This window comes from Streptomyces sp. NPDC093598 (genome assembly GCF_044764825.1).
GTDB lineage: Bacteria > Actinomycetota > Actinomycetes > Streptomycetales > Streptomycetaceae > Streptomyces.
Window position 1 is genome coordinate 250,620 of the sequence record NZ_JBIWIV010000003.1, and the last position, 21,247, is coordinate 271,866.

A 21,247-nucleotide genomic window follows, 5' to 3' on the forward strand; every position below is an offset into this window, starting at 1 on the left:
CGGGATCGCCTGGATGTGGTGCCGGGGGTTCAGCGCTGGAGAGGCGTGAGAGGGACCGCCTTGGCGTCGGGGTCCTCGTCGGTGCAGTCGGTACCGGGGGAGGCCGCCAGGTCCACGGGCGAGCGGTGCCGGCAACGGGGGGTCTTGCCGTGGGCCTCGGCGCGGATGCGCTGCTTCATCGTGGGGGGCAGGGCCCCGGGGGAGGGCCGGGGGGACGTCGCCTGTGCCGCCGTCCGCTGCTGCGGGATGCTCGCGCCGTTGCTGTTGCTCTTCTGCTCGGTCTGCGCTACCGCCGCGGCGGCGGTCGTGGTGATGAGTCCGAGCGCCGTGCACAGCGCGAGGAAGGCGGTGACGATGGCGGTCCACAGCGTCATGACCTTGTTCCGGGCCATGGCCCCTCACTTTCGGGTTGGGCGATTTGCGTACTTTCCTCATGATGTGTATGGGGGGCGAGAAGTGGTGGATCTACGCCCGTGGCGCGTCGATGTTCGGATGAACACCACCCGGATGGGCGCAAGAGGGAAGAAAACGTAGGAAGAGCGGAGGAGGGAGGTCAAAGTAACCGTCCGTCAGGGTGTGATCACCCTCCGATCGGAGCGGTGTACTCCGCTTCTATCCCGGTTCCCGGGAGGGTAGTTGAGGGCCGACTCAGGTCACCGATCGGTATCGGTCGGTGTGTATAGTCGGGCGCCAGAGGTCCCCTACGTCAAGGAAAGACGAGGTCGCGCGGTGAAGAAGCTTCTCCTGGTCGCACTGGCCGCCATCGGCGGGCTCCTCGTGTACCGCCAGATCCAGGCGGATCGCGCCGAGCAGGACCTGTGGACGGAGGCGACTGACTCCGTGCCCACGGGTTCGTGAGTCACGACAACCCAGACCGAGCACACCCCGGCCGCCTCGCGGTCGGGGTTTTGTGTGCCGAGGGCCGGTCGTGAACCGGGCCGGCGCGGCAGGATGGGCCACGGTTTCACGGCTCTGTGGTCCGGCGACGGTGAGGGGTGGCGCGTGAGGGGACCGTGTCGTACGGCGTGGGGACGGCGCGCGGGGGCAAGGCGCGGCCGTCCGGCGGTGGCCGTGCGCCTGGGGGCCGCGGCGGTGGTGCTCGGGGCGACAGCGGTCGTGGTGCCAGGACACGCCGCCGTTGCCGGAGAGGCCTCCGGCGCGCCGAGCCCGTACGCCTTCGCCGACGGCGCGCAGAACGTCGAGGGGGCGAGGAGCACCGGGGACGCCACCCTCCTGAAGCCCGGCCGGACCTACAAGAGCTCCCTGCCCAGCAGCGGCGAGGTCAACTACGGCCTCGAACTCGACGCCACGTCGAACGCCTACGTCTCCGTCACCGCCGTCCCCTCCCCCGACAGCACCGTCTCCGTCATCGACGGCGTCAAGGTGACCGTGCAGGACGCCGAGGGGAACACCTGCTCCGCCGACCAGGCGAGCTTCGGGACCGCCCGCAGCCCCCACCCCATCGCGGCATGGGGCATGCGCGAAATCTCGCCCAACAAGGCGCTGTGCCGGAAGGCCGGCGCATACTACGTGTCCGTCGAGCGCGTCGACCCGCAGGGCGAGGGCTCCTCACCGGACGCCTGGGACCTGGAACTCGTCGCCATGACGGAACCCCGGACGGCGAAGACCGGGGCGACCAGCGCGCCCGAGGTGTGGAACTCCACCACGCCCCAGCCCGTCCAGGGGCAGGCCGAGCGGCGGAAGGGCGGCGCGGGATTCACCGGGGCGACCCCCCTCGACCAGGGGGCCTGGCGGGACGACATCCGGCCCGGCCAGACGCTCTTCTACCAGGTGCCCGTCGACTGGGGACAGCAGCTCTCCGTCACCGCCGACCTCGGCAGCTCCGGCTCCGGCAGCACCGTCTACACCTCTGACGCGCTGGACCTGGCCCTCTACAACCCCGCCCGCGGTGACGTCGCCAAGGTGGGTGTCGGCTACGACGGCGACCAGAACTCCGGGAGCCTGCCTCCCCTCCCACCGGTCGACCACGCCAACCGCTACGCCGCCACCACACAGGTGAGCGCGATGCGCTTCGCCGGCTCCTACTACCTCGTCGCCCATCTCTCGGAGAGCGTCGCCGACACCTTCGGAGACGGACCGTTGGTGATGACGCTGCGCGTCCGGGTGAGCGGACAGGCGCGGGGCGGACCCGAGTACGCGGGGGACTCCGAGCCGAAGGGCGCCTTCGAGGTCTCGGACCAGGACCGGGAGGCGGCCGCGAAAGGCGTGGCCGAAGGCGATGACACCGCTATGAGGGCGCTCGCCGTGGGCGGGATCGGCACCGGCAGCGCGCTGCTGGTGGGACTCGGGGTGTGGACCGTGATGGCACGGCGGAGAAACGCCGCGTAGGGAGAACGCAGAGCGCTCCCTGGCCTGCTGTCCGGTCGCTCAGATGCGGGTCAGCGCCCAGAAGCCCACGGCGTAGCAAGCAAGAGCGAGGAGCAGCAGCGGCACCGCCACCTTGGCCGGAGGCCCCGGGCGGGACGTCCGTCGTGCCCGGTGCCGTGACGGCGTCTGGCCGAGCAGTGGGGCCTGTGGGGTGCGGGCGGTGTACGAGGCTGTGGAGGGATCCGCGCGGTACTGCTCCGCAGGGGGCGGCGGCGTGCCGGGATACACCGGCGGGAGTGGCCTGGCGGGGGACAGCGGGTGCGTGGGGTCGTAGGGGGAGACCGGCGCCTGCTGGTGCGGGGCCTGGGGCGGTGCGGGGTGGGACGGTCCGGGCGTGGGGGACGAGGTGACGGTGGCCTGCGGAGGCGGCAGATGGAAGCTGCCGGTGTCCGACATGGAGACCGGCCCGGCGGGGGTGGCCGACGGGTCGGTGGTCCGTCGCGGGTCGGTCGGTACCGCCTGTGCGCTCGCCTGCAACCATGCGTGGCCAAAGGCGTCGGCGTGCTGCCCGCCGGACACCGACAGCTCCGCCACGTCCTCTCCCCGCCGGGGCCGATCGTCGTCCGTCCCCGAGCCGGGCGGGCCCAGCCCCTTCGCTCTCTCCAGCGGCCCCTCGGGAGCGAACCCCCGCGGAAGCGGCCCGAGTTGGTCGAAGATCTCGATCAGCTCGTCGTCCGGGCCCGGCTCCGGGAGGAGCTCCGCGGCAGCCGCGAGCGCCTTGCGCGCCCCAATGGCCGTACGGAACCGCGCCTCCGGATCCGGCTGCAGCAACATGGCCACCACCTGCCACAACGGCTCCGGGATGCCCTTGGGCGCACCCGGCGTCCCGTGCTCGGCGAAGTACTGGATGAGCGCCTTGCTGTCCGGCTTGGCGCCCTCCAGCAGATACAGCGCGACCAGCCCCACGGCGAACAGGTCGGCGGGGAAGTCCGGTTCGGCGCCCATCATCTGCTCGGGCGCGAGATAACCGGGCGTCCCGACCACGAGGTTGGTCTCGGTCAGTCGGGGCTCGCCCAGCCGCATCGCGATGCCGAAGTCGGACAGCCGCAGCCGCGGCCGGCCCGTGCCGGTGGCCTCAAGCAGCACGTTGGCGGGTTTGACGTCACGGTGCACCACGTCCTCCGCATGCACCGCGGCCAGGCCCGCCAGCAACTGGTCGAGCAGGGTGCAGACGAAGGCGGGCGGGAGGGGGCCGTAGTCCCCGACGAGGTGCACGAGTGATCCGCCGGCGACCAGGTCCATGGTGAACAGGACCTTGTCGTCGTCGGCGGCCCAGCTGGTGGGGGCGAGCACATGAGGGTGGTCGATCCGCAGCGCCTGTTCCCGGACGAAGCGCAGCAGCGAGTGCGCGTCGCTCTGGAGCAGGACCTTGGCGGCCACATAGCGACGGCGGCGGTGGTCCCAGGCGCGCCAGACCGCACCGACCCCTCCGCGTCCGATCGGGTCGACCAGTTCGTACCGGCCGGCGAAGACCTCACCCATGGCTGTACGTCGCTCCTCCCCCTGCGGCTTCCCCCCTTGCTTCCCCCTCGGTGAGCACTACGACTCCCCGACGGGCGAAACGGCTCCCCCGAACCCTCGAACCCCCCGACTCCCCCGATGAGCGATACGTCCCCCTCGCGTCGACCGGTCCCCCGTGCGGAACACGCCCCCTCGTGCCCGCCCGTACCGTGACGCTCCCCCCGTCACCTCACCCGCGGCCCGCTGCCGAACCCCCTTCGGCGGCCGGGCGGCGGATCAGCTCTGGTGGGACTGGTAGTGCGCCACCGCGTCCGACGTGCGGCCGGCCCCGTAGACCCGGAGGAACTCTGCCAGCTCCGGATGGGTCGGGGCGAGGGTGTCGGCGGCGTCGATGATGTCGCCCGCCGCCGCGACCGACCGCAGCAGCGACTGGATCTCGCGCACGACGCGCTTGACCGTGGGCGCCCCCGAACTGCTCGTCGTCTGTGTGGTGTTGCTGAGCACCGAGCCCCCCTGTGACTTCTTGATCTCCTCCATGCGCTCGGTGGCCTCGGCAGCGCTCACGCTGCCGTCCGCGACCTGCCCCGCCAGGTCCTGCAGCAGCTGCACCCGCTGCACCACAGCGGGATTGCCGATCTTCGCCCGCTGACCGCTCATCAGCTGCGACAGCATCGGCGCGGACAGTCCCAGAACCCCCGCGAGACGAGCCTGGTTGAGACCAAGATCGTCGATGAGCCTACGGAAGAGCGCCCCCAACGGCTCCCCGTACCAGTTCCGCTGCAGTTCCCGCGCTCTTGCGGTCGCTTCCTGCTGTGCGGCGTCCATTGCGTCTCCCCATCGCTTCCCCATGTACGGCGGTTCGCGGTAGCGAACCACGCCGAGCATCTTACGGAGAGTGGTCGGCGACGGGGACCCCCAATCTTTTTGCGGAACCACGGGGGTGACCCGGTACTCTGGTCTCCGACGCCCGCCGGGACGCGGTTTCTCCGGCCGGACGTCCCCTTCCGGGGCCTTAGCTCAGTTGGTAGAGCGCTGTCTTTGCATGGCAGATGTCAGGGGTTCGACTCCCCTAGGCTCCACCCCGGAAATGCCCTCCGAGCTGCGGAAACGCGGTCTCGGAGGGCATTTTGCGTACCCGGGGCGGATGCCGTGACGCGTGTTTCACGTGAAACAGCACGGTGGGGCGGGAGACCCTCAAGTCTCCCGCCCCACCGTGCTGTTGAATCAGGCGCCCTCAGGAACGGTCGTCGCGCCGCGCGGCCTCGTCCTCCGCCTGCTTGGCCTCGACCTCAGGGTCCAGGACCGACTGGCCCGAGCCGTCCACGGAGGACAGGTGCCCCGACTCGGGGACCTCCGTCGCAGCCGGCGGCTCCACCAGCCAGTCCGGATTGGCCTGCTTGTCCCACCACTTCCAGGCGGCGAAGGCACCGCCCGCGACGGCACCCAGAAGCACCAGCGTCTTCACGGCCTTGCCGGCCTTGGCCCGCCGTTCGTGCTTGCGGACCAGCTTCTGGATCTCCTTGGACGAGACCTGACCGCGCAACGCGGCCATGGCGGCCGCACTCCGGGCCGCCGCCTCGGTCGTGACAGGCACGGCCGCGGCCATCGCCTGCTCGATCCTCGGCCTGGAGTACTCCGCCGCCTGACGGGCGGCCTTGCGGGTGCGTTCAGCGGCTTCCTGGGCGGCCTGGTCGACCTTCGGCGGCACATGCGTGCGGGCCTGCTCCAGATACGGCTGCACATGAGCGCCGTACTGGACACGCGCCTGCCCTGCGGCCTGCGTCACCTTGGGCGCTAGCCGTACGCGTGCCTCGTGTGCGTAGTGCGCGGCCCTGTCCTTGGCCGTGTCGGCGTAGGGCGCCACCACTTCCGCGGCGTGCAGCACGCTGTCCTTCGCCGAACCAGTCGCGGCGCGCACGCTGTCAATGCGGGTCACGGGTTCCTCCTCCTCGGTGGCGTACGGTATTTCGACTTTCCACCCTTTTACGGATCATGCCTCCCGGTGCACGACCAGGCATGTGCGGGCGGGCATCCGGGTCACGCGAACCGGCATCCAGCGTCGATCACGTGCCATAGCGGTGAATAGGGGGCAACAGGAGCTTGACGTCGACAATGCCACGGATCGCCGCCGAGCGCCCCCGCCCCGGGCCTACTCGACTCGTTTCCTGCGAACACCCGCCGAGGGTTTCCCCCCGCTGCACCGAGGTCGGGCGACGCCGGGGCCCGTCCGTGCGAGGATCAGGGAGTCACGGAAAGACAACGGAAGGCAGATCGTGGCTGAGCAGCTCTACGCCACCCTGAAGACCAATCACGGCGACATCGAAGTCCGGCTTCTGCCGAACCACGCGCCCAAGACGGTCAAGAACTTCGTCGAGCTCGCCCAGGGCGAGCGCGAGTGGACCCACCCGGAGACGGGACAGAAGTCCACGGACAAGCTCTACGACGGCACGGTCTTCCACCGGGTGATCAGCGGCTTCATGATCCAGGGCGGTGACCCGCTGGGCAACGGCACCGGCGGTCCCGGCTACCAGTTCGAGGACGAGTTCCACCCGGACCTGCGCTTCGACAAGCCCTACCTGCTGGCGATGGCCAACGCCGGCCCGGGCACCAACGGCTCGCAGTTCTTCATCACCGTCTCCCCGACGGCGTGGCTGAACCGCAAGCACACCATCTTCGGCGAGGTCACCGACGCGGCCAGCCAGAAGGTCGTGGACACCATCGCCACGACCCAGACGAACCCGCGCACCGACCGTCCGCTGAACGACGTGATCATCGAGTCGGTCGTCATCGAGACCCGCTGAGCGCGAAGGCTCCCACAGGGAACCAATCGCCCCGCTCATCCGTAAGGATGGGCGGGGCGGGCTTTTCTCACACGACCTAGGGGAGACCATGGACGACCAGGCTGCGGGCAGCCCGCAGGACGCCCACAGCGTCCCCATGTGCTACCGCCACCCGGACCGCGAGACGGGCATCCGCTGCACCCGCTGCGAGCGCCCGATCTGCCCCGAGTGCATGGTCAACGCCTCCGTCGGCTTCCAGTGCCCCGAGTGCGTCCGCACCGGCTCCGGCACGGGCCACGCACCCACGGCCGCCATGCCCAGGACGATCGCGGGCGGCTCCATCGCAGCCGACCCCCGGCTCCTGACCAAGATCCTCATCGGGATCAATCTGGCCGTCTTCCTCGCCGTCCAGGTCCGCCAGTCGCTGCTGAGCGACCTCGTCCTGCTCGGCGCCTGGCCACCGGCGCCCTTCACACCCACCCAAGGTGTGGCGGGAGGCGAGTGGTACCGCATGGTGACGTCGATGTTCACGCACCAGGAGATCTGGCACATCGCGTTCAACATGCTCAGCCTGTGGTGGCTGGGCGGCCCGCTCGAAGCGGCACTCGGCCGCGTCCGCTATCTCGCCCTCTACTTCATCTCCGGACTCGCGGGCAGCGCCGTGGCCTATCTGCTCGCCTCCCCGAACACGGCCACGCTGGGCGCCTCCGGCGCGATCTTCGGCCTCTTCGGCGCCACGGCCGTGCTGATGCGCCGGCTCAACTACGACATGCGGCCGATCATCGCCCTGCTGGTGATCAACCTGATCTTCACCTTCAGCCCGGGCTTCAACATCTCCTGGCAGGCCCACATCGGCGGCCTGGTCGCCGGTGTCGTCGTGGGATACGCCATGGTCCACGCCCCGCGCGAGCGCCGCGCACTGGTCCAGTACGGCACCTGTGCCCTGGTGCTGGGCGCGGTCGTTCTGGTGACCCTCCTGAGGACGGCGCAGCTCGTCTGAGCAGGCGTTGTCCACAACGGGTGCCGGATCTTGTGCACGCTGTGCAGGAACACATGTGCCCCCTGTCACCGACCCGCGTTTCCGCAGGCCAGGCAGGGGGCGAACAGGTTTTCGAGTGCCGGTACTTCCGTCATACCGGCGTCAACGTCCAACGGGTTATCCACAGATCGTCTTCATTATCCCCATGTGGAAAACTGCTGTGGATAACTCAGCGAACACCCCTGGGCAGAGCTGCGTTCACTCTCCGGTGACCGCTACTTCCACTGGGTCGAGACACCGAATCCGGCGGCGATGAAGCCGAAGCCCACCACGATGTTCCAGTTGCCCAGCGAGTCGATGGGCAGCGAGCCGTCGGTGACGTAGAAGACGACGATCCAGGCCAGGCCGATGAGGAACATGGCCAGCATGACGGGCGCGACCCAGGCACGGTTGCTCAGCTTGATGGCGGTCGTCTGCTTGGCAGGCGGCGGCGTGTAGTCGGCCTTCTTGCGGATACGTGACTTCGGCACGAGGGTCTCTCCTGTCGATGCGCTGCGTGGCCGCGCAGGTAACTGGGTCGGTCTCGGGGCAGCGTAAGGGGACTCCGATTGCTCCCCCGGGCGTCCGTTAGCGTAGTGCTTCCGCCGCGCCGAAGGAGATAAGGGTACGTTGAGCAATTCTGCCGACTCCCCCGGGACGGGATCCAGTCCTGAGCGGGCGCGCCGTTTCCGGCCGGTGCGGATTCTCACCGCGGCCGTCTTCGCCCTCGCCGGGCTCATCTTCTTCACCAGCTTCGACACCGCCAAGGGCACGAACATCCGTACGGACTCCTCCCTGCTGAAGCTGTCCGACCTCATCCACGAGCGCAGCCGGGAGAACGGCGAGCTGGACGAGACCAACGGGGCTCTGCGCAAGGACATAGAGGCGCTCGCGGAGCGTGACGACGGCAGCACCAAGGCGGAGGACGACAAGCTGACCGCCCTGGAGAAGCGGGCGGGCACGCAGAAGCTCAAGGGCGATTCGCTCACGGTCACGCTCAACGACGCTCCGCCGGACGCCACCGCCAAGCTCCCGGGCTACCCCGAGCCGCAGCCCGACTACCTGGTCATCCACCAGCAGGATCTCCAGGCCGTGGTGAACGCGCTGTGGCAGGGCGGAGCCAAGGGCATCAAGGTCATGGATCAGCGGCTGATCTCCACCAGCGCGGTGCGGTGCGTGGGAAACACCCTGATTCTTCAGGGTCGCGTCTACTCTCCGCCGTACAAGATCACGGCGGTCGGTGACCCCGGCAAGCTGCAGAAGGCGCTCGCGGCCTCACCGGCGATCCAGAACTACATGGTCTACGTCAATGTCTACGGGCTCGGCTGGAAAGTCGAGGAGAACGGCCCGGTGACTCTGCCCGGCTACTCGGGCACAGTGGATCTGCACTACGCGAAGCCCGTGGAGTAGCGGCCAGGCCGGGGGAGCTGCGGTGCGCGTGATCGTCAGGACCGTCAGCGAACTCTGCATCACCGTCGGCGGCGTGATCGTGCTGTTCGTCGCCTACGTGCTCTTCTGGACCGGGGTAGAGGCCGACGGCGTCATGGACGACCAGATCGACCTGCTCCGGAAGGAGTGGTCGAAGCCCCGTCCACCGGTCGGCGACTCCCCCGGGGGCCCTCCGAAGCCCGCTCCCTACGCCGAGGGCAAGCCTTTCGCGATCATGTACATCCCACGGCTTGGTTTCACGTGGAACAAGCCCGTGCTCGAAGGGACGGCCACCGGCACGCTGAAGAAGGGCCTCGGCCACTACACCGGGACCGCTCAGCTCGGGCAGAAGGGGAACTTCGCGGTCGCCGGCCACCGCCGCACGTACGGCGACCCCTTCAAGGACTTCCCCGAGCTCAGGCGCGGTGACGCGGTGGTGCTGACCGACGGCACGACCTGGTTCACGTATCGGATCGACAAAGGGCCGTACAAAACAGTGCCCTCGGACATCGAGGTGATCGACCCTGTCCCACGTACTTCCGGGTACACGCGTGCGGGACGCTATCTGACGCTGACCACGTGCGAACCGGAATGGGGGCACAGTCATCGTCTGATCGTCTGGGCGCACCTGGACTCCACCCAGCCCGTGGAGGCCGGGAAACCAGAGGCGCTGCGCCGTTAGTCTGGTGGCTGTACGGCGTGGGTCTGGTGCCGTGGTACGACGGAAGGGACGGCATGTACGGCTGGATCTGGCGGCATCTGCCGGGGAACACGTGGGCGAAGGCAGTGATCTCACTCGTCCTGGTCGTGGCCGTGGTCTACGTCCTCTTCCAGTACGTCTTCCCGTGGGCGGAACCGCTGCTGCCCTTCAACGATGTGACGGTGGACAACCAGTGAGCGCGCGCATTCTCGTCGTCGACAACTACGACAGCTTCGTCTTCAATCTGGTCCAGTACCTGTACCAGCTGGGTGCCGAGTGCGAGGTGCTGCGCAACGACGAGGTGTCGACGGCGCATGCCCAGGACGGTTTCGACGGTGTGCTGCTCTCCCCGGGGCCGGGCACGCCGGAGCAGGCCGGCGTCTGTGTCGACATGGTCCGGCACTGTGCCGGCACCGGGGTGCCGGTCTTCGGTGTCTGCCTCGGCATGCAGTCGATGCAGGTGGCGTACGGCGGTGTGGTGGACCGGGCGCCGGAGCTGCTGCACGGCAAGACCTCGCTGGTCGAGCACGGCGGCGGGGGCGTCTTCGCGGGTCTGCCGTCTCCTTTCACGGCAACGCGCTATCACTCGCTGGCCGCCGAGCCGGCCACGGTCCCGGACGAGCTGGAGGTCACGGCGCGTACGCACGACGGCATCGTGATGGGTCTCAGGCACCGGGAACTTCCGGTCGAGGGCGTGCAGTTCCACCCGGAGTCGGTGCTGACCGAGCACGGGCACCGGATGCTGGCCAACTGGCTGGTGGAGTGTGGCGATCAGGGTGCGGTGGCGAGGTCGGCCGGGCTCGCCCCGGTGGTGGGCAGGGCCACGGCGTGACCGCGCTGCGCCCCGAGCGCGAGTCCGACACCTCGTACGGGCAGCAGTCGTACGGGGTGCCGGGTGCGTTCGAGGACTGGTCGGGCGGAGGGGAGTACGGTGCGTCCCCGCAGCCGGGGCCGTATCCGCCGGAGCCGTATCCTCCGGGGCCGGGGCCGGGGCCGGGAGCGCAGCCGCAGTACAGCGCGCCGCGGCCGGAGCCGTCCGCGTCGTACGAGCCCGCCCCGGGCGAGGGGTATCTGCCGCCTGTCGACGAGGAGACGGTGGCGCTGCGGATGCCGGATCCCCCGCCGGAGCCCGGCGCCTCCACAGCGGCCTCTGCGGCTTCTTCGGCCTCAGGGCACGACGGACCCGCCCAGGGTGGTCGCGCGGCCCGCAGAAAGGCCGCCAAGCGCCGTCACGGGCGCCATGGCGGCGCGTCGGACACCCCGTCGGCCGCGGATACCGGCAGCGACGCCGCCACGGGGAGCCGGTCGCGGGCGCCGCTGTCGCGGGTCGAGGCGCGGCGGCAGGCGCGGGCGCGCAAGCCGGGTGCCGCGGTCGTCGCGAGCCGGGCGATCGGCGAGGTGTTCATCACCACCGGCGTGCTGATGCTGCTGTTCGTCACCTACCAGCTGTGGTGGACGAATGTCCGGGCGCATGCCCAGGCCGGTCAGGAGGCCAGCAGCCTCCAGGACGACTGGGCGAGCGGCAAACGCAACCCGGGGGCCTTCGAACCGGGGCAGGGTTTCGCCATCCTTCACATCCCGAAGCTGGATGTGGTGGTCCCGATCGCCGAGGGCACCAGCAGCAAGGGTGTGCTCGACCGGGGCATGGTCGGGCACTACGCCGAGGGCGCGCTGAAGACGGCGATGCCCGGCGACAAGAGCGGGAACTTCGGGCTCGCGGGCCACCGCAACACCCACGGAGAACCGTTCCGGTACATCAACAAGCTCGCTCCGGGCGATCCGATCGTGGTGGAGACGCAGGACGAGTACTTCGTCTACAAGATGGCGTCGATCCTGCCGGTGACGTCGCCGAGCAACACGAGCGTTCTGAATCCCGTGCCCACGGGGTCCGGATTCACCAAGCCCGGCCGCTACATCACGCTGACCACGTGCACGCCGGAGTTCACCAGCAAGTACCGGATGATCGTCTGGGGCAAGATGGTCGAGGAACGGCCGCGCAGCAAGGGCAAGCCGGATGCGCTCGTCAGTTAAGGGCAGATGACCAGTGGCAGCGACCACCGACACGGACCACGAGAAGCACACCGGCGCGGCGTCCCGGCCGCCTGCGGCACGCCGCCGGCCCGGCCCGATCGCCATGGCGGTCAGCTTCTTCGGGGAACTTCTCATCACCGCGGGGCTGGTCCTCGGCCTGTTCGTCGTCTACTCGCTGTGGTGGACGAACGTGGTCGCCGACCGTGCGGCCGGCAAGCAGGCCGACAAGGTCCGTGACGGCTGGGCCCACGGCCGGGGCGGTCCCGGTGCGCTGGACACCAAGAACGGCATCGGCTTCCTGCACGTGCCGGCGATGAGGAACGGCGAGGTCCTGGTCGAGAAGGGCACGTCGAACAAGATCCTCAACGACGGTGTCGCCGGCTACTACACCGATCCCGTCAAGGCGACCCTGCCGATGTCGGGCAAGGACGGCAACTTCTCCCTCGCCGCCCACCGGGACGGCCACGGGGCCAAGTTCCACAACATCGACAAGATCAAGAAGGGCGATCCGATCGTCTTCGAGACGAAGGACAAGTGGTACGTCTACAAGGTCTACGACATCCTTCCCGAGACCTCGAAGTACAACGTCAAGGTCCTCTCGCAGGTCCCGAAGGAGTCGGGCCGGAAGAAGCCGGGCCGCTACATCACGCTGACGACGTGCACGCCGGTGTACACGAGCACGTACCGGTACGTCGTGTGGGGGGAGCTGGAGCGGGTGGAGAAAGTGGACGCGGACCGGACACCGCCGGAGGAGCTGCGCTGACTGCCGTCCTCGAGGGAGGACAGTCGCTAGTATGACGAAAGGCCCGAAGCCGCAACCATCTCTTGCGGCTTCGGGCCTTTTGTCGCGGTCCGGTCGCTACTCCAGGACGCTCAGGGCCGCCCCGGCGCTCCATTCCTCCACCAGCCCACGATGTACGGCGGTGATGCCGCTCTCGGCTGCGATGTTCAGGGCGTCACGGGTGAAGGGGCAGGTCGCCACGAACAGGGCCACCTCGGAGTCGTGCAGGACCTTGGCCGCGCCGATGAACTTCTGGACGTCCGGGCTGGTGATGGAGAGGTGAGGCGCGAACCTCTTGCACTGGACGACGAGGCGCCTCCCGTCGGCCGTGAGCGCGGTGATGTCGATGCCACAGTCCCTTCCGCCGCCTTGCACGACGACGTGAGTGCAGCCGTCGCGGCGCAGCAGTCCGGCGATGTGTTCTTCGAACTCGCGCCCGTTCATGGCGTCCATGGCGGCCATGACTCCGGCGAGGGGGCGGTCCTCTCGGGGGCCTTCCAGCCGCTGAAGCCGGGTGTGGTGCTGCCGGAGCCGCTTCTCGATGCGCTGGACGCCTGTCCGGAGGGCGATGAGCTCTCGCCGGTGCTCGCCCGACGTTTCGATCAGGGTGTTGAACATGGGGACGACGGTCCTCCCCAGGATGTGGGTGATGCGCTGGTCGATGCGGGCGTCGAGGGAGGCGGCATCGGTCGGGGCAGGGTTTTCCACAGGCTGTGTGCGCGCCAGATACTCCATGTCGAGGAGGTACACACGCACCTGACGTGCGACGTCGCTGTCCCGGAGCAGCATGGCGATGTTGAGGACGGCGCGCCGGGAGAAGAGGGCGAGGGAGCGGGTGCGTGACTGGATACCACTGAGTTGCTTGAAGTAACTCAGTTCCGTCCCTGTCAGAACTCGGTATCCGCTCGCTTCGAGTTCTGCACGGTGGTCGTGCACGAGGGCACGGATGACTTCCACCGTCACCGAGAAGTACGACGCCACCATCGCGGTCGTCACATGCATCCCGTCCGGCAGCAGCGACAGTGCCTTGACCCTGTCGAGTACGTCCGTGCGGTCGAGCACGCTGCCGCGCAGAGTCTGCGATTCCAGCAAGGCTGCTTCGTTGATCACGTTCTGCCCTTCGGCTCGTACGGCCGGGGCGGGGTTCCGATTCCCCACCCCACCGGGTGAACGAGTCAGGACATATGAAGACACGATCGATGGACGCACGCTTTTGCGGGGATGTCGTGGGCCGGGAACGGCAGAGCCCCCGGCCTTGAGGGCCGGGGGCTCTGTGGTGTGACGGTGTGTGAGGGCGGGGGTCAGTCGTCCTCGTTGCCGTTGAGGCCGCCGAAGATGCCGCCGTTTCCGCCGCCGCCGCCGCCGTTGTTGTTGCCGCCGTTGTTGTTCCCGAAGCCGACGGTCTGGAGGGTGATCGTCGTGGCTGCCGGGTCGTCGACCTCCTGGTTGGGGCCCGGGTTCTGGCCGGCGACGAGGGCGTTGTCGCTCTGGTCGCTGCCGTTCGCGAACTGGATGTTGGTGAAGCCCTGCTGCGCGAGGATCTGCTTGGCCTGGCCGACCGTCTGGCCGACGACCTGCGGGACCTTGACCTTCTGCTGCTGCTTCTTCTTGCCGATCTGGATGTTGACCGACGAGTTCGGGTCGACCGACGTGCCGGCCTGCGGCGTGGTCTGGATGACCTTGCCGACCTGGTTGTCGTCGTCGGTCTCCACCTCGGTGCAGTTGCCGACCAGGTTGCTGGCCTGCATCTGCTGCTTGGCCGCGTCGCAGCTCTGGCCGAGCACGTCCGGGACGGTGGACTTCTCCGCTTCCTTGGCGACGGTCAGGGTGATCGTGGAGCCCTTCTCCTGCTCCGTGTCGCCTTCGGGGTTCTGCTTGAAGACCACGCCGGGGGTGCGGTCGGACTCCTCGGTCTTCTGCTCGACCTGGAAGCCTTTGTCCTCGAGTTGGGCCGCGGCCTTCTCGTAGGTCAGGCCCGTGACGTCCGGCACCGTCACCTTCGGCGCCCCCGTCGACACGACCAGGGAGATGGTGTCGCCCTTCTTGACGTCCACCCCGGCCTTCGGGTTCTGGGTGCAGATGGTGCCCTTGGCCTGGTTGTCGCAGGGCTTGTTGGTGGTGCTCAGCTCGAGGTCGCTGTTCTTTGCCAGTTGCCTGGCGTCGGTCAGCGTCTCGCCGACGAAGTTCGGCGCCGGGAGCGTGTCGTTGCTCGCTCCTCCGTCGCCGCTGAACGCCCACCGGCCGATCAGGATCGCCCCGACCAGGACGAGGATGCCCGCCACCACCAGCAGGATCGTGGAGGTGTTGGACTTGCGCTGCTGGCCGCGGCGCCGGTCGGGGCGGTCGTCGTAGCCGTAGCCGCCGTCGTCCGGGTTCATGGGGGGCAGCATGGACGTGGCGCCCGCGCCGGAGTCGGCGCGCAGGGCCGTCGTCGGCTGGTCGTCGGGGTAGCCGCCGTAGCCGACGGCGCCCATCGCGGCCGTGGCGGCGACCGGCTGGCCGTCGAGGCAGGCCTCGATGTCGGCGCGCATCTCGTCGGCCGACTGGTAGCGGTAGTCAGGGTCCTTGACGAGCGCCTTCAGCACGATCGCGTCCATCTCGGGCGTGATCTCGGGGTCGAAGACGCTCGGCGCCTGAGGCTCCTCGCGGACGTGCTGGTAGGCCACGGCCACCGGGGAGTCGCCGACGAACGGCGGACGTACGGTCAGCAGTTCGTAGAGCAGACAGCCGGTGGAGTACAGGTCGGACCGGGCGTCGACCTGCTCGCCCTTCGCCTGCTCCGGCGAGAGGTACTGGGCGGTGCCGATGACCGCGGAGGTCTGCGTCATCGTCATGCCGGAGTCGCCCATGGCGCGGGCGATGCCGAAGTCCATGACCTTGACCTGGCCGTTGCGGGTCAGCATGACGTTCGCCGGCTTGATGTCGCGGTGGACGATGCCGGCGCGGTGGGAGTACTCCAGGGCCTGGAGGATGCCGATGGTCATCTCCATGGACCGCTCCGGCAGCAGCTTGCGGCCGGAGTGCAGCAGTTCCCGCAGTGTCGAGCCGTCCACGTACTCCATGACGATGTACGGGATCGACACGTTGTCGATGTAGTCCTCGCCCGTGTCGTAGACCGCGACGATCGCGGGATGGTTGAGCGAGGCGGCCGACTGGGCCTCCCGGCGGAACCGGGCCTGGAAGGAAGGGTCGCGCGCGAGATCCGCGCGCAGCGTCTTCACCGCCACGGTGCGGCCGAGGCGGGTGTCATGCGCGAGGTAGACCTCCGCCATGCCACCACGCCCGAGCACCTGGCCCAGTTCGTACCGGCCGCCGAGGCGACGCGGCTCTTCCATAGCTACCTACCAGCCCTCTCCGTCGGTCCCGACCGGCACGCTTGTACGGTCGAGGCTGCCGTCCGGGCCTACCGTACCCGGCTCGCTTTGTGTGACCTGGCCAAGCCCGTCAGCCGATACAGGACCGGTATCGCAACGTGCACCGATGTGAAGCAGACGTGAGCGGGGTCACTTCTTGCTGTCGATGACCGCCTTCATCACGTTCCTCGCGATCGGAGCCGCGAGGCCGCCGCCGGAGATGTCGTCACGGACGGCGTTGTCGTCCTCGATCACGACCGCCACGGCGACCGGGGAGCTGTCGTCGTCGCCCTTGGCGTAGGAGATGAACCACGCGTAGGGGTTCTCGCTGTTGTCGACGCCGTGCTGGGCGGTACCGGTCTTGCCGCCGACCGTGACTCCGGGGATCTTGGCGTTGGAGCCCGTGCCCTTGTCGACGACCGTCTCCATCATCGACTGGAGTTTCTGGGCGTTCTCCGCCGACAGCGGCTGGCTCAGCTCTTCGGGGTCGGTCTTCGCGATCGGGTCGACGCCCGGCGACTGGAGCTCGTCGACCATGTACGGCTTCATCAGCTTGCCGTCGTTGGCGACGGCCGAGGCGACCATGGCCATCTGCAGCGGGGTCGCGGCGGTGTTGAACTGGCCGATCGAGGACAGGGCGGTCTGCGAGGGGTTCATGTTGTCGGAGAAGACCGAGGCGTTGGCGCGGACCGGCGTGAACTGCTCCTCGCCGAAGCCGAACTTCTTGGCCATGTCCAGCATCTTGTCGTTGCCGAGGTCGGAGCCGATCTTGCCGAAGACGGTGTTGCAGGAGTACTGGAGGGCCACCCGCAGCGTCGCGTTCTTGCAGGGGATGTTGCCTTCGTTGGGCAGCTTGGTGGTGGTGCCCTTCATGATCCACGGGTCGGGCGAGTCGGTCTTGCCGTCCGGGTCCGTGTAGATGCCGTCCTCGAGGGCGGCGGCCGCGGTGACGACCTTGAAGGTGGAGCCGGGCGGGTAGGTCTCGCGCAGCGCGCGGTTGAGCATCGGGTCGTCCGGGTTGTTCTTCTTCTGCAGCTTCTGCCAGGCCTTGCTGTCCGTCGTCGTGGAGTTCCCGGCGAAGGACGACGGGTCGTACGACGGGTAGGAGGCCAGGGCGAGGATCTTGCCCGTGGACGGCTCCAGGGCGACGACGGCGCCCTTGCCGCCCTGCTTCTTCAGGCCGTTGTAGGCGGCCTTCTGCGCGGCGGCGTTCAGCGTCGTGACGACGTTGCCGCCCTGCTGCTTCTTGCCGGTGAGCATGTCGAGGGTGTTGCGGAAGAACAGCCGGTCGTCGTTGCCGGTGAGGATGCCGTCCTCGAGGTTCTCGAGCTGGGTGGCGCCGAAGGCCTGCGAGGCGTAGCCGGTGACCGGCGCCCACATCGGGCCGTCCTTGTAGGTGCGCTTGAACTTGAAGTCGTTGCCCGGCGTCTCGGCGGAACCGGTGATCGGCTTTCCGCCGACGATGATGTCGCCGCGGGGGGAGGCGTAACGCTCGATGGTGACGCGGCGGTTGTTCTTGTCGGTCCTGAGCTCGTCGGCCTGGACGTACTGGATCCAGTTGTCGCGGATCAGCAGGGCCAGTACGAGCAGGCCGCAGAAGATCGCGATCCGGCGCAGGGGCTTGTTCATGACGGGCGGACCACCTGGGTCATCTCGGCGTCGGGGTTGGCGGCGGGAGCGGGGGCCGGGCGGCGGGCCGTGTCGCTGATCCTGAGCAGGATGCCGATCAGGGCCCAGTTGGCGATCACGGAGGAACCGCCGTACGCCACGAACGGCAGCGTCATACCGGTCAGCGGGATGAGGCCCATCACACCGCCGGCCACGACGAAGACCTGGAGGCCGAAGGCGCCGGACAGGCCGATGGCGAGCAGCTTGCCGAAGGGGTCGCGGGCGGCGAGCGCGGTGCGCACGCCCCGCTCGATGATCAAGCCGTACAGCAGCAGGATCGCCATGACGCCGGCGAGGCCCAGCTCCTCGCCGAAGGTGGCGAGGATGAAGTCCGAGTTGGCGGCGAAGCCGATGAGGTCGGAGTTGCCCTGTCCGAGGCCGGTGCCGAGGGTGCCGCCGGAGCCGAAGGCCCACAGGGCCTGCATGGCCTGCTCGGAGTGGACGATGCCGTCCTGGACGCCGGCGCGGGAGAGCTCGAACTCGCGCATCGGGTCGAGCCAGGCCTGCACTCGTGTCTGGATGTGCGGCTCGAAGCTCGCCACGCCGACGGCGCCGACCGCGGACATCAGCAGACCGAAGACGATCCAGCTGGTCCGCTCGGTGGCGACGTACAGCATGATGACGAACATCCCGAAGAACAGCAGGGACGTACCGAGGTCGGTCTCGAAGACCAGGATGAGGATCGAGATCACCCAGACGACGAGGATCGGTCCGAGGTCGCGGCCACGCGGCAGGTACAGGCCCATGAAGCGGCGGCTGGCCAGGGCCAGGGCGTCTCTCTTGACCATGAGATAGCCGGCGAAGAAGACGGCGAGGGCGATCTTCGCGAACTCGCCGGGCTGGAGCGTGCCGAGGCCCGGGATCTTGATCCAGATCTTGGCGCCGTAGATGTTCGCGCCGAGTCCGGGCACGAGCGGCAGGACCAGCAGGAACAGCGCACCGGCCATGGAGATGTACGTGTAGCGCTGCAGGACCCGGTGGTCCTTGAGGAAGATCACCACGACCGCCAGCAGGGCGACGCCCATCGCCGAGTACAGCAGTTGCCGCGGTGCGGCGTCGGCGTAGTTGCTCAGCTTCTTGGACTGGTCCAGCCGCCAGATGACCACCAGACCGAGCCCGTTGAGCAGGGTGGCCAGCGGCAGCATCAGGGGGTCGGCGTACGGGGCGAACTTCCGGACGACGAGATGGCCGACGCCGGCGAGCAGGCCGAGCCCGAGCCCGTAGCTCAACAGGCCCGGCGGCACTGTGTCGTTGAGGGCCAAGCCGACATTGGCGTAGGCGAACACCGGGATGACGACGGCGAACACCAGCAGTGCGAGCTCGGTGTTGCGCCGGCTCGGCGCGCCGATGGCGCCGATCGTGGACGTGTGGTGCGTCGGCGAGTGCGACGTATTCGTACCGCTCATCGTGTGACAGGGCCTCTCACGGCTACTGCTTACCGCACAGCGAGACGACCTTCTGCTCTTCCTCCGAGAGGCTGGGGCCGGGGCTGGGAGTGGGTGCGGTCGTGGTCGGGGGCGTGGACTTCTGCGGCGCCGACGGTGAGCCCGACGGGTTCGACGGGTTCGGTGTCGGTGTGGCCTTGGACGTGAAGGAGGCGGGAGTGGTTCCCGTGGCGCCCCCGGCCTCGCCTTCGCCGGTCTTGGAGTTGTTCTGGCTCTCGGCGTCGCGCCGCTGCGCTTCCTTCTTGCACGCGGAGGCCTGCACCGACAGTTCCTGGATCTTCGCCTGGGCGTTCTTCAGCCCGCCCTCGGCGATGGTCGCCTTGACCAGCTTCTGCTGGTAGGGCGGTAGGTACTTGAGTTCGATCTCGGGGTGGTCCTTCTCGACCTCGGAGAGCGACACCCAGGCGAGGTCCTGGCTGATGCCCCGGTACAGCGCGACGTGCTCCTCCTCGGCGCCGACGTAGTACTGCGTCTGCGTCCAGCGGTATCCGCCGTAGAGCCCGCCTCCCACGACGGCCAGCGCGAGGACGCCGTAGAGGGATCTCTTCAGCCACCGGCCCTTCTTGCGGGGCTTGGTGAAGTCGTCGTCGCCGTAGTCGAAGCCGGCCGCCGGGATGTAGCCGGTGGTGTCGCCGGAGCCGGGCGGGCCGAACTCGCCGCCTCCGCCGCCCTGGCCGTGGCGGCCGAGCCCGGAGGCGCGGCCGGCGGGGGTCTGCATGATGCCGTTGTCGTGCAGCTGGTGCTGGTTCTCGGCGACGGCGCCGACCACGACCGGGGTGTCGGACAGCTGCCCCGCGAGGGTGTCGCCGGTGTCGAGGTCGAGGACGTCGGCGATGATGACCGTGATGTTGTCCGGGCCGCCGCCGCGCAGCGCCAGCTCGATCAGGTTCTGGACGGTCTCCTGGGGGCCCTGGTAGCTGGCGAGGGTGTCCTCGAGGGTCTGGTGGGACACCACGCCGGACAGGCCGTCGGAGCAGATCAGGTAGCGGTCGCCGGCGCGGACCTCGCGGATGGACAGGTCGGGTTCGACGTGGTCGCCGGATCCGAGGGCGCGCATCAGCAGTGAGCGCTGCGGGTGCGTGGTCGCCTCCTCCTCGGTGATACGGCCCTCGTCGACGAGGCGCTGCACCCAGGTGTGGTCCTGGGTGATCTGTGTGAGGACACCGTCGCGGAGGAGGTACGCGCGCGAGTCGCCGACGTGGACCAGGCCGAGGCGCTGGCCCGTCCACAGCAGGGCGGTCAGGGTGGTCCCCATGCCCTCCAGCTGGGGGTCGTCCTCGACCATGGAGCGCAGCTGGTCGTTGGCGCGCTGTACGGCCGTGCCGAGCGAGGTGAGGATGTCGGAGCCGGGGACGTCGTCGTCGAGCGCGACGATGGTGGAGATGGCCTCGGAGGAGGCGACCTCACCGGCCGCGGCGCCGCCCATGCCGTCGGCGATGGCGAGCAGGCGTGGGCCGGCGTACCCGGAGTCCTCGTTGCCCTCCCGGATCATGCCCTTGTGCGATCCGGCCGCGAAGCGCAGTGACAGACTCATGCGCACCTCGCCTGTCGGCTCCGGGTACAGCCGGTCGTGTCGAGCCACACTGCCCACCCTCCGGTCGGGAGCGCGCCGGGGGCCGGGGTGGGGCCCGCCGCTGCGTGCTCGCTCCGCTCGCGCCTATCCATGATGTAGCACTACTTCCGCAGCTCGATGACGGTCTTGCCGATGCGGATCGGCGCGCCCAGCGCAATCGGTGTGGGAGTCGTCAGCCGGGACCGGTCCAGGTACGTGCCGTTGGTGGAGCCGAGGTCCTCGACGATCCACTGGCCGTCGCGGTCCGGGTAGATCCTGGCATGGCGGCTGGAGGCGTAGTCGTCGTCCAGCACGATCGTCGAGTCGTGCGCCCGGCCGAGGGTGATGGTCTGGCCCTGGAGCGCGACCGTGGTGCCGGTGAGGGTGCCCTCGGTCACGACCAGCTTGGTGGGGGCGTTACGGCCGCGGCGGCCGCCGGCGGGCTGCTGGCGCTGTGGCGGCGGCGCCTGGCGGGCGGCGGCCTGCTGCTGCCGGCCTGCCTCCCGGCGCGATCCGCGCTGGGTGACGCGCGTACCGAACAGGTCGCTGCGGATGACCTGCACGGCCACGATCACGAACAGCCACAGTACGGCCAGGAAACCCAGCCGCATGACCGTGAGGGTCAGCTCTGACATTGCCCCC

General features: G+C 68.9%; 21 protein-coding genes and 1 tRNA gene. 11 read left to right on the top strand and 11 right to left on the bottom strand.

Features of this window, described 5'->3' with window-relative positions:
- Window positions 1-29 precede the first annotated feature (29 nt).
- On the bottom strand, window positions 30-392 hold the full coding sequence (locus tag ACIRDU_RS12930) for a DUF6344 domain-containing protein (RefSeq protein WP_403577900.1): 363 nt from the start codon (window positions 390-392) through the stop codon (window positions 30-32).
- 337 nt (window positions 393-729) lie between these two features.
- On the opposite strand from ACIRDU_RS12930, the gene ACIRDU_RS12935 reads away from it, so the two are divergent.
- Together ACIRDU_RS12935 and ACIRDU_RS12940 are read left to right on the top strand one after the other, a co-directional pair.
- The gene (locus tag ACIRDU_RS12935) at window positions 730-858 is read left to right on the top strand and encodes a DLW-39 family protein (protein WP_003999697.1); all 129 of its coding nucleotides are present in this window, start codon (window positions 730-732) and stop codon (window positions 856-858) included.
- Window positions 859-1,065: 207 nt separating this feature from the next.
- Window positions 1,066-2,349, top strand: coding sequence for a hypothetical protein (locus tag ACIRDU_RS12940; protein WP_403577902.1), 1,284 nt, complete (start codon window positions 1,066-1,068; stop codon window positions 2,347-2,349).
- A 39-nt stretch (window positions 2,350-2,388) separates the two neighbouring features.
- On the opposite strand, the gene ACIRDU_RS12945 is transcribed toward ACIRDU_RS12940, so the two are convergent.
- Window positions 2,389-3,870, bottom strand: a complete 1,482-nt coding sequence (locus ACIRDU_RS12945) for a protein kinase (RefSeq protein WP_403577905.1) — start codon at window positions 3,868-3,870, stop codon at window positions 2,389-2,391.
- Window positions 3,871-4,125: 255 nt separating this feature from the next.
- Complete coding sequence (locus tag ACIRDU_RS12950) at window positions 4,126-4,674, bottom strand: DNA-binding protein (RefSeq protein ID WP_175433579.1); 549 nt, start codon at window positions 4,672-4,674, stop codon at window positions 4,126-4,128.
- A 181-nt stretch (window positions 4,675-4,855) separates the two neighbouring features.
- Here ACIRDU_RS12950 and ACIRDU_RS12955 point away from each other — a divergent pair.
- Window positions 4,856-4,928: transfer RNA gene (locus ACIRDU_RS12955), tRNA-Ala, on the top strand.
- Between the two features lie 155 nt (window positions 4,929-5,083).
- Here the strand turns inward: ACIRDU_RS12955 and ACIRDU_RS12960 are convergent.
- Window positions 5,084-5,785 (bottom strand): DUF5324 family protein, encoded by a 702-nt coding sequence (locus tag ACIRDU_RS12960; protein WP_403577908.1) that lies wholly within the window; start codon window positions 5,783-5,785, stop codon window positions 5,084-5,086.
- 337 nt (window positions 5,786-6,122) lie between these two features.
- On the opposite strand from ACIRDU_RS12960, the gene ACIRDU_RS12965 reads away from it, so the two are divergent.
- Window positions 6,123-6,650, top strand: a complete 528-nt coding sequence (locus ACIRDU_RS12965) for a peptidylprolyl isomerase (protein WP_403577911.1) — start codon at window positions 6,123-6,125, stop codon at window positions 6,648-6,650.
- A gap of 88 nt (window positions 6,651-6,738) precedes the next feature.
- Entirely contained in the window at window positions 6,739-7,629 is an 891-nt protein-coding gene (locus tag ACIRDU_RS12970) for a rhomboid family intramembrane serine protease (RefSeq protein ID WP_403577914.1), read from the top strand.
- Between the two features lie 254 nt (window positions 7,630-7,883).
- On the opposite strand, the gene crgA is transcribed toward ACIRDU_RS12970, so the two are convergent.
- On the bottom strand, window positions 7,884-8,138 hold the full coding sequence (gene crgA / locus ACIRDU_RS12975) for a cell division protein CrgA (protein WP_030846986.1): 255 nt from the start codon (window positions 8,136-8,138) through the stop codon (window positions 7,884-7,886).
- Between the two features lie 139 nt (window positions 8,139-8,277).
- Between crgA and ACIRDU_RS12980 the strand changes: the two genes are divergently transcribed.
- Genes ACIRDU_RS12980 through ACIRDU_RS13005 form a run of 6 tightly spaced genes read left to right on the top strand, consistent with a single transcriptional unit; the run spans window position 8,278 to window position 12,569 of the window.
- Window positions 8,278-9,057: a DUF881 domain-containing protein gene (locus ACIRDU_RS12980; RefSeq protein ID WP_403577917.1), complete on the top strand. Its 780-nt coding sequence runs from the start codon at window positions 8,278-8,280 to the stop codon at window positions 9,055-9,057.
- Window positions 9,058-9,079: 22 nt separating this feature from the next.
- Window positions 9,080-9,757, top strand: a complete 678-nt coding sequence (locus ACIRDU_RS12985) for a class E sortase (RefSeq protein WP_403577920.1) — start codon at window positions 9,080-9,082, stop codon at window positions 9,755-9,757.
- 17 nt (window positions 9,758-9,774) lie between these two features.
- Window positions 9,775-9,972 (top strand): hypothetical protein, encoded by a 198-nt coding sequence (locus ACIRDU_RS12990; protein ID WP_037668147.1) that lies wholly within the window; start codon window positions 9,775-9,777, stop codon window positions 9,970-9,972.
- A complete protein-coding gene (locus ACIRDU_RS12995) occupies window positions 9,969-10,607 on the top strand; it encodes an aminodeoxychorismate/anthranilate synthase component II (protein WP_385652443.1) in 639 nt (212 codons plus the stop codon). The genes ACIRDU_RS12990 and ACIRDU_RS12995 overlap by 4 nt, the downstream gene beginning before the upstream one ends.
- Window positions 10,604-11,806, top strand: a complete 1,203-nt coding sequence (locus ACIRDU_RS13000) for a class E sortase (protein WP_403577923.1) — start codon at window positions 10,604-10,606, stop codon at window positions 11,804-11,806. Before ACIRDU_RS12995 ends, ACIRDU_RS13000 begins: the two co-directional genes overlap by 4 nt.
- A 13-nt stretch (window positions 11,807-11,819) precedes the next feature.
- Window positions 11,820-12,569: a class E sortase gene (locus ACIRDU_RS13005; RefSeq protein ID WP_403577925.1), complete on the top strand. Its 750-nt coding sequence runs from the start codon at window positions 11,820-11,822 to the stop codon at window positions 12,567-12,569.
- A gap of 96 nt (window positions 12,570-12,665) precedes the next feature.
- Here the strand turns inward: ACIRDU_RS13005 and ACIRDU_RS13010 are convergent, their stop codons facing one another.
- The 6 genes from ACIRDU_RS13010 to ACIRDU_RS13035 all read right to left on the bottom strand — a co-directional run bounded on the left by ACIRDU_RS13010 (window position 12,666) and on the right by ACIRDU_RS13035 (window position 21,240).
- Window positions 12,666-13,697 (bottom strand): restriction endonuclease, encoded by a 1,032-nt coding sequence (locus ACIRDU_RS13010; RefSeq protein ID WP_403577928.1) that lies wholly within the window; start codon window positions 13,695-13,697, stop codon window positions 12,666-12,668.
- A 191-nt stretch (window positions 13,698-13,888) separates the two neighbouring features.
- A complete protein-coding gene (gene pknB, locus ACIRDU_RS13015) occupies window positions 13,889-15,922 on the bottom strand; it encodes a Stk1 family PASTA domain-containing Ser/Thr kinase (protein WP_403577930.1) in 2,034 nt (677 codons plus the stop codon).
- Window positions 15,923-16,090: 168 nt separating this feature from the next.
- Window positions 16,091-17,569: a peptidoglycan D,D-transpeptidase FtsI family protein gene (locus ACIRDU_RS13020; RefSeq protein WP_403577932.1), complete on the bottom strand. Its 1,479-nt coding sequence runs from the start codon at window positions 17,567-17,569 to the stop codon at window positions 16,091-16,093.
- Window positions 17,566-19,014, bottom strand: a complete 1,449-nt coding sequence (locus ACIRDU_RS13025; protein WP_403577934.1) for an FtsW/RodA/SpoVE family cell cycle protein — start codon at window positions 19,012-19,014, stop codon at window positions 17,566-17,568. Before ACIRDU_RS13025 ends, ACIRDU_RS13020 begins: the two co-directional genes overlap by 4 nt.
- A gap of 22 nt (window positions 19,015-19,036) precedes the next feature.
- Window positions 19,037-20,587 (bottom strand): Stp1/IreP family PP2C-type Ser/Thr phosphatase, encoded by a 1,551-nt coding sequence (locus ACIRDU_RS13030; RefSeq protein WP_403577937.1) that lies wholly within the window; start codon window positions 20,585-20,587, stop codon window positions 19,037-19,039.
- Between the two features lie 140 nt (window positions 20,588-20,727).
- A complete protein-coding gene (locus ACIRDU_RS13035; RefSeq protein ID WP_097217959.1) occupies window positions 20,728-21,240 on the bottom strand; it encodes an FHA domain-containing protein in 513 nt (170 codons plus the stop codon).
- Window positions 21,241-21,247: the final 7 nt, after the last annotated feature.

Coding starts and splice junctions, on each gene's coding strand:
- ACIRDU_RS12930 (WP_403577900.1), bottom strand. CDS start 392: ATGGCCCGGAACAAGGTCATGACGCTGTGGACCGCCATCGTCACCGCC.
- ACIRDU_RS12945 (WP_403577905.1), bottom strand. CDS start 3,870: ATGGGTGAGGTCTTCGCCGGCCGGTACGAACTGGTCGACCCGATCGGA.
- ACIRDU_RS12950 (WP_175433579.1), bottom strand. CDS start 4,674: ATGGACGCCGCACAGCAGGAAGCGACCGCAAGAGCGCGGGAACTGCAG.
- ACIRDU_RS12970 (WP_403577914.1), top strand. CDS start 6,739: ATGGACGACCAGGCTGCGGGCAGCCCGCAGGACGCCCACAGCGTCCCC.
- pknB (WP_403577930.1), bottom strand. CDS start 15,922: ATGGAAGAGCCGCGTCGCCTCGGCGGCCGGTACGAACTGGGCCAGGTG.
- ACIRDU_RS13020 (WP_403577932.1), bottom strand. CDS start 17,569: ATGAACAAGCCCCTGCGCCGGATCGCGATCTTCTGCGGCCTGCTCGTA.
- ACIRDU_RS13025 (WP_403577934.1), bottom strand. CDS start 19,014: ATGAGCGGTACGAATACGTCGCACTCGCCGACGCACCACACGTCCACG.
- ACIRDU_RS13030 (WP_403577937.1), bottom strand. CDS start 20,587: ATGAGTCTGTCACTGCGCTTCGCGGCCGGATCGCACAAGGGCATGATC.
- ACIRDU_RS13035 (WP_097217959.1), bottom strand. CDS start 21,240: ATGTCAGAGCTGACCCTCACGGTCATGCGGCTGGGTTTCCTGGCCGTA.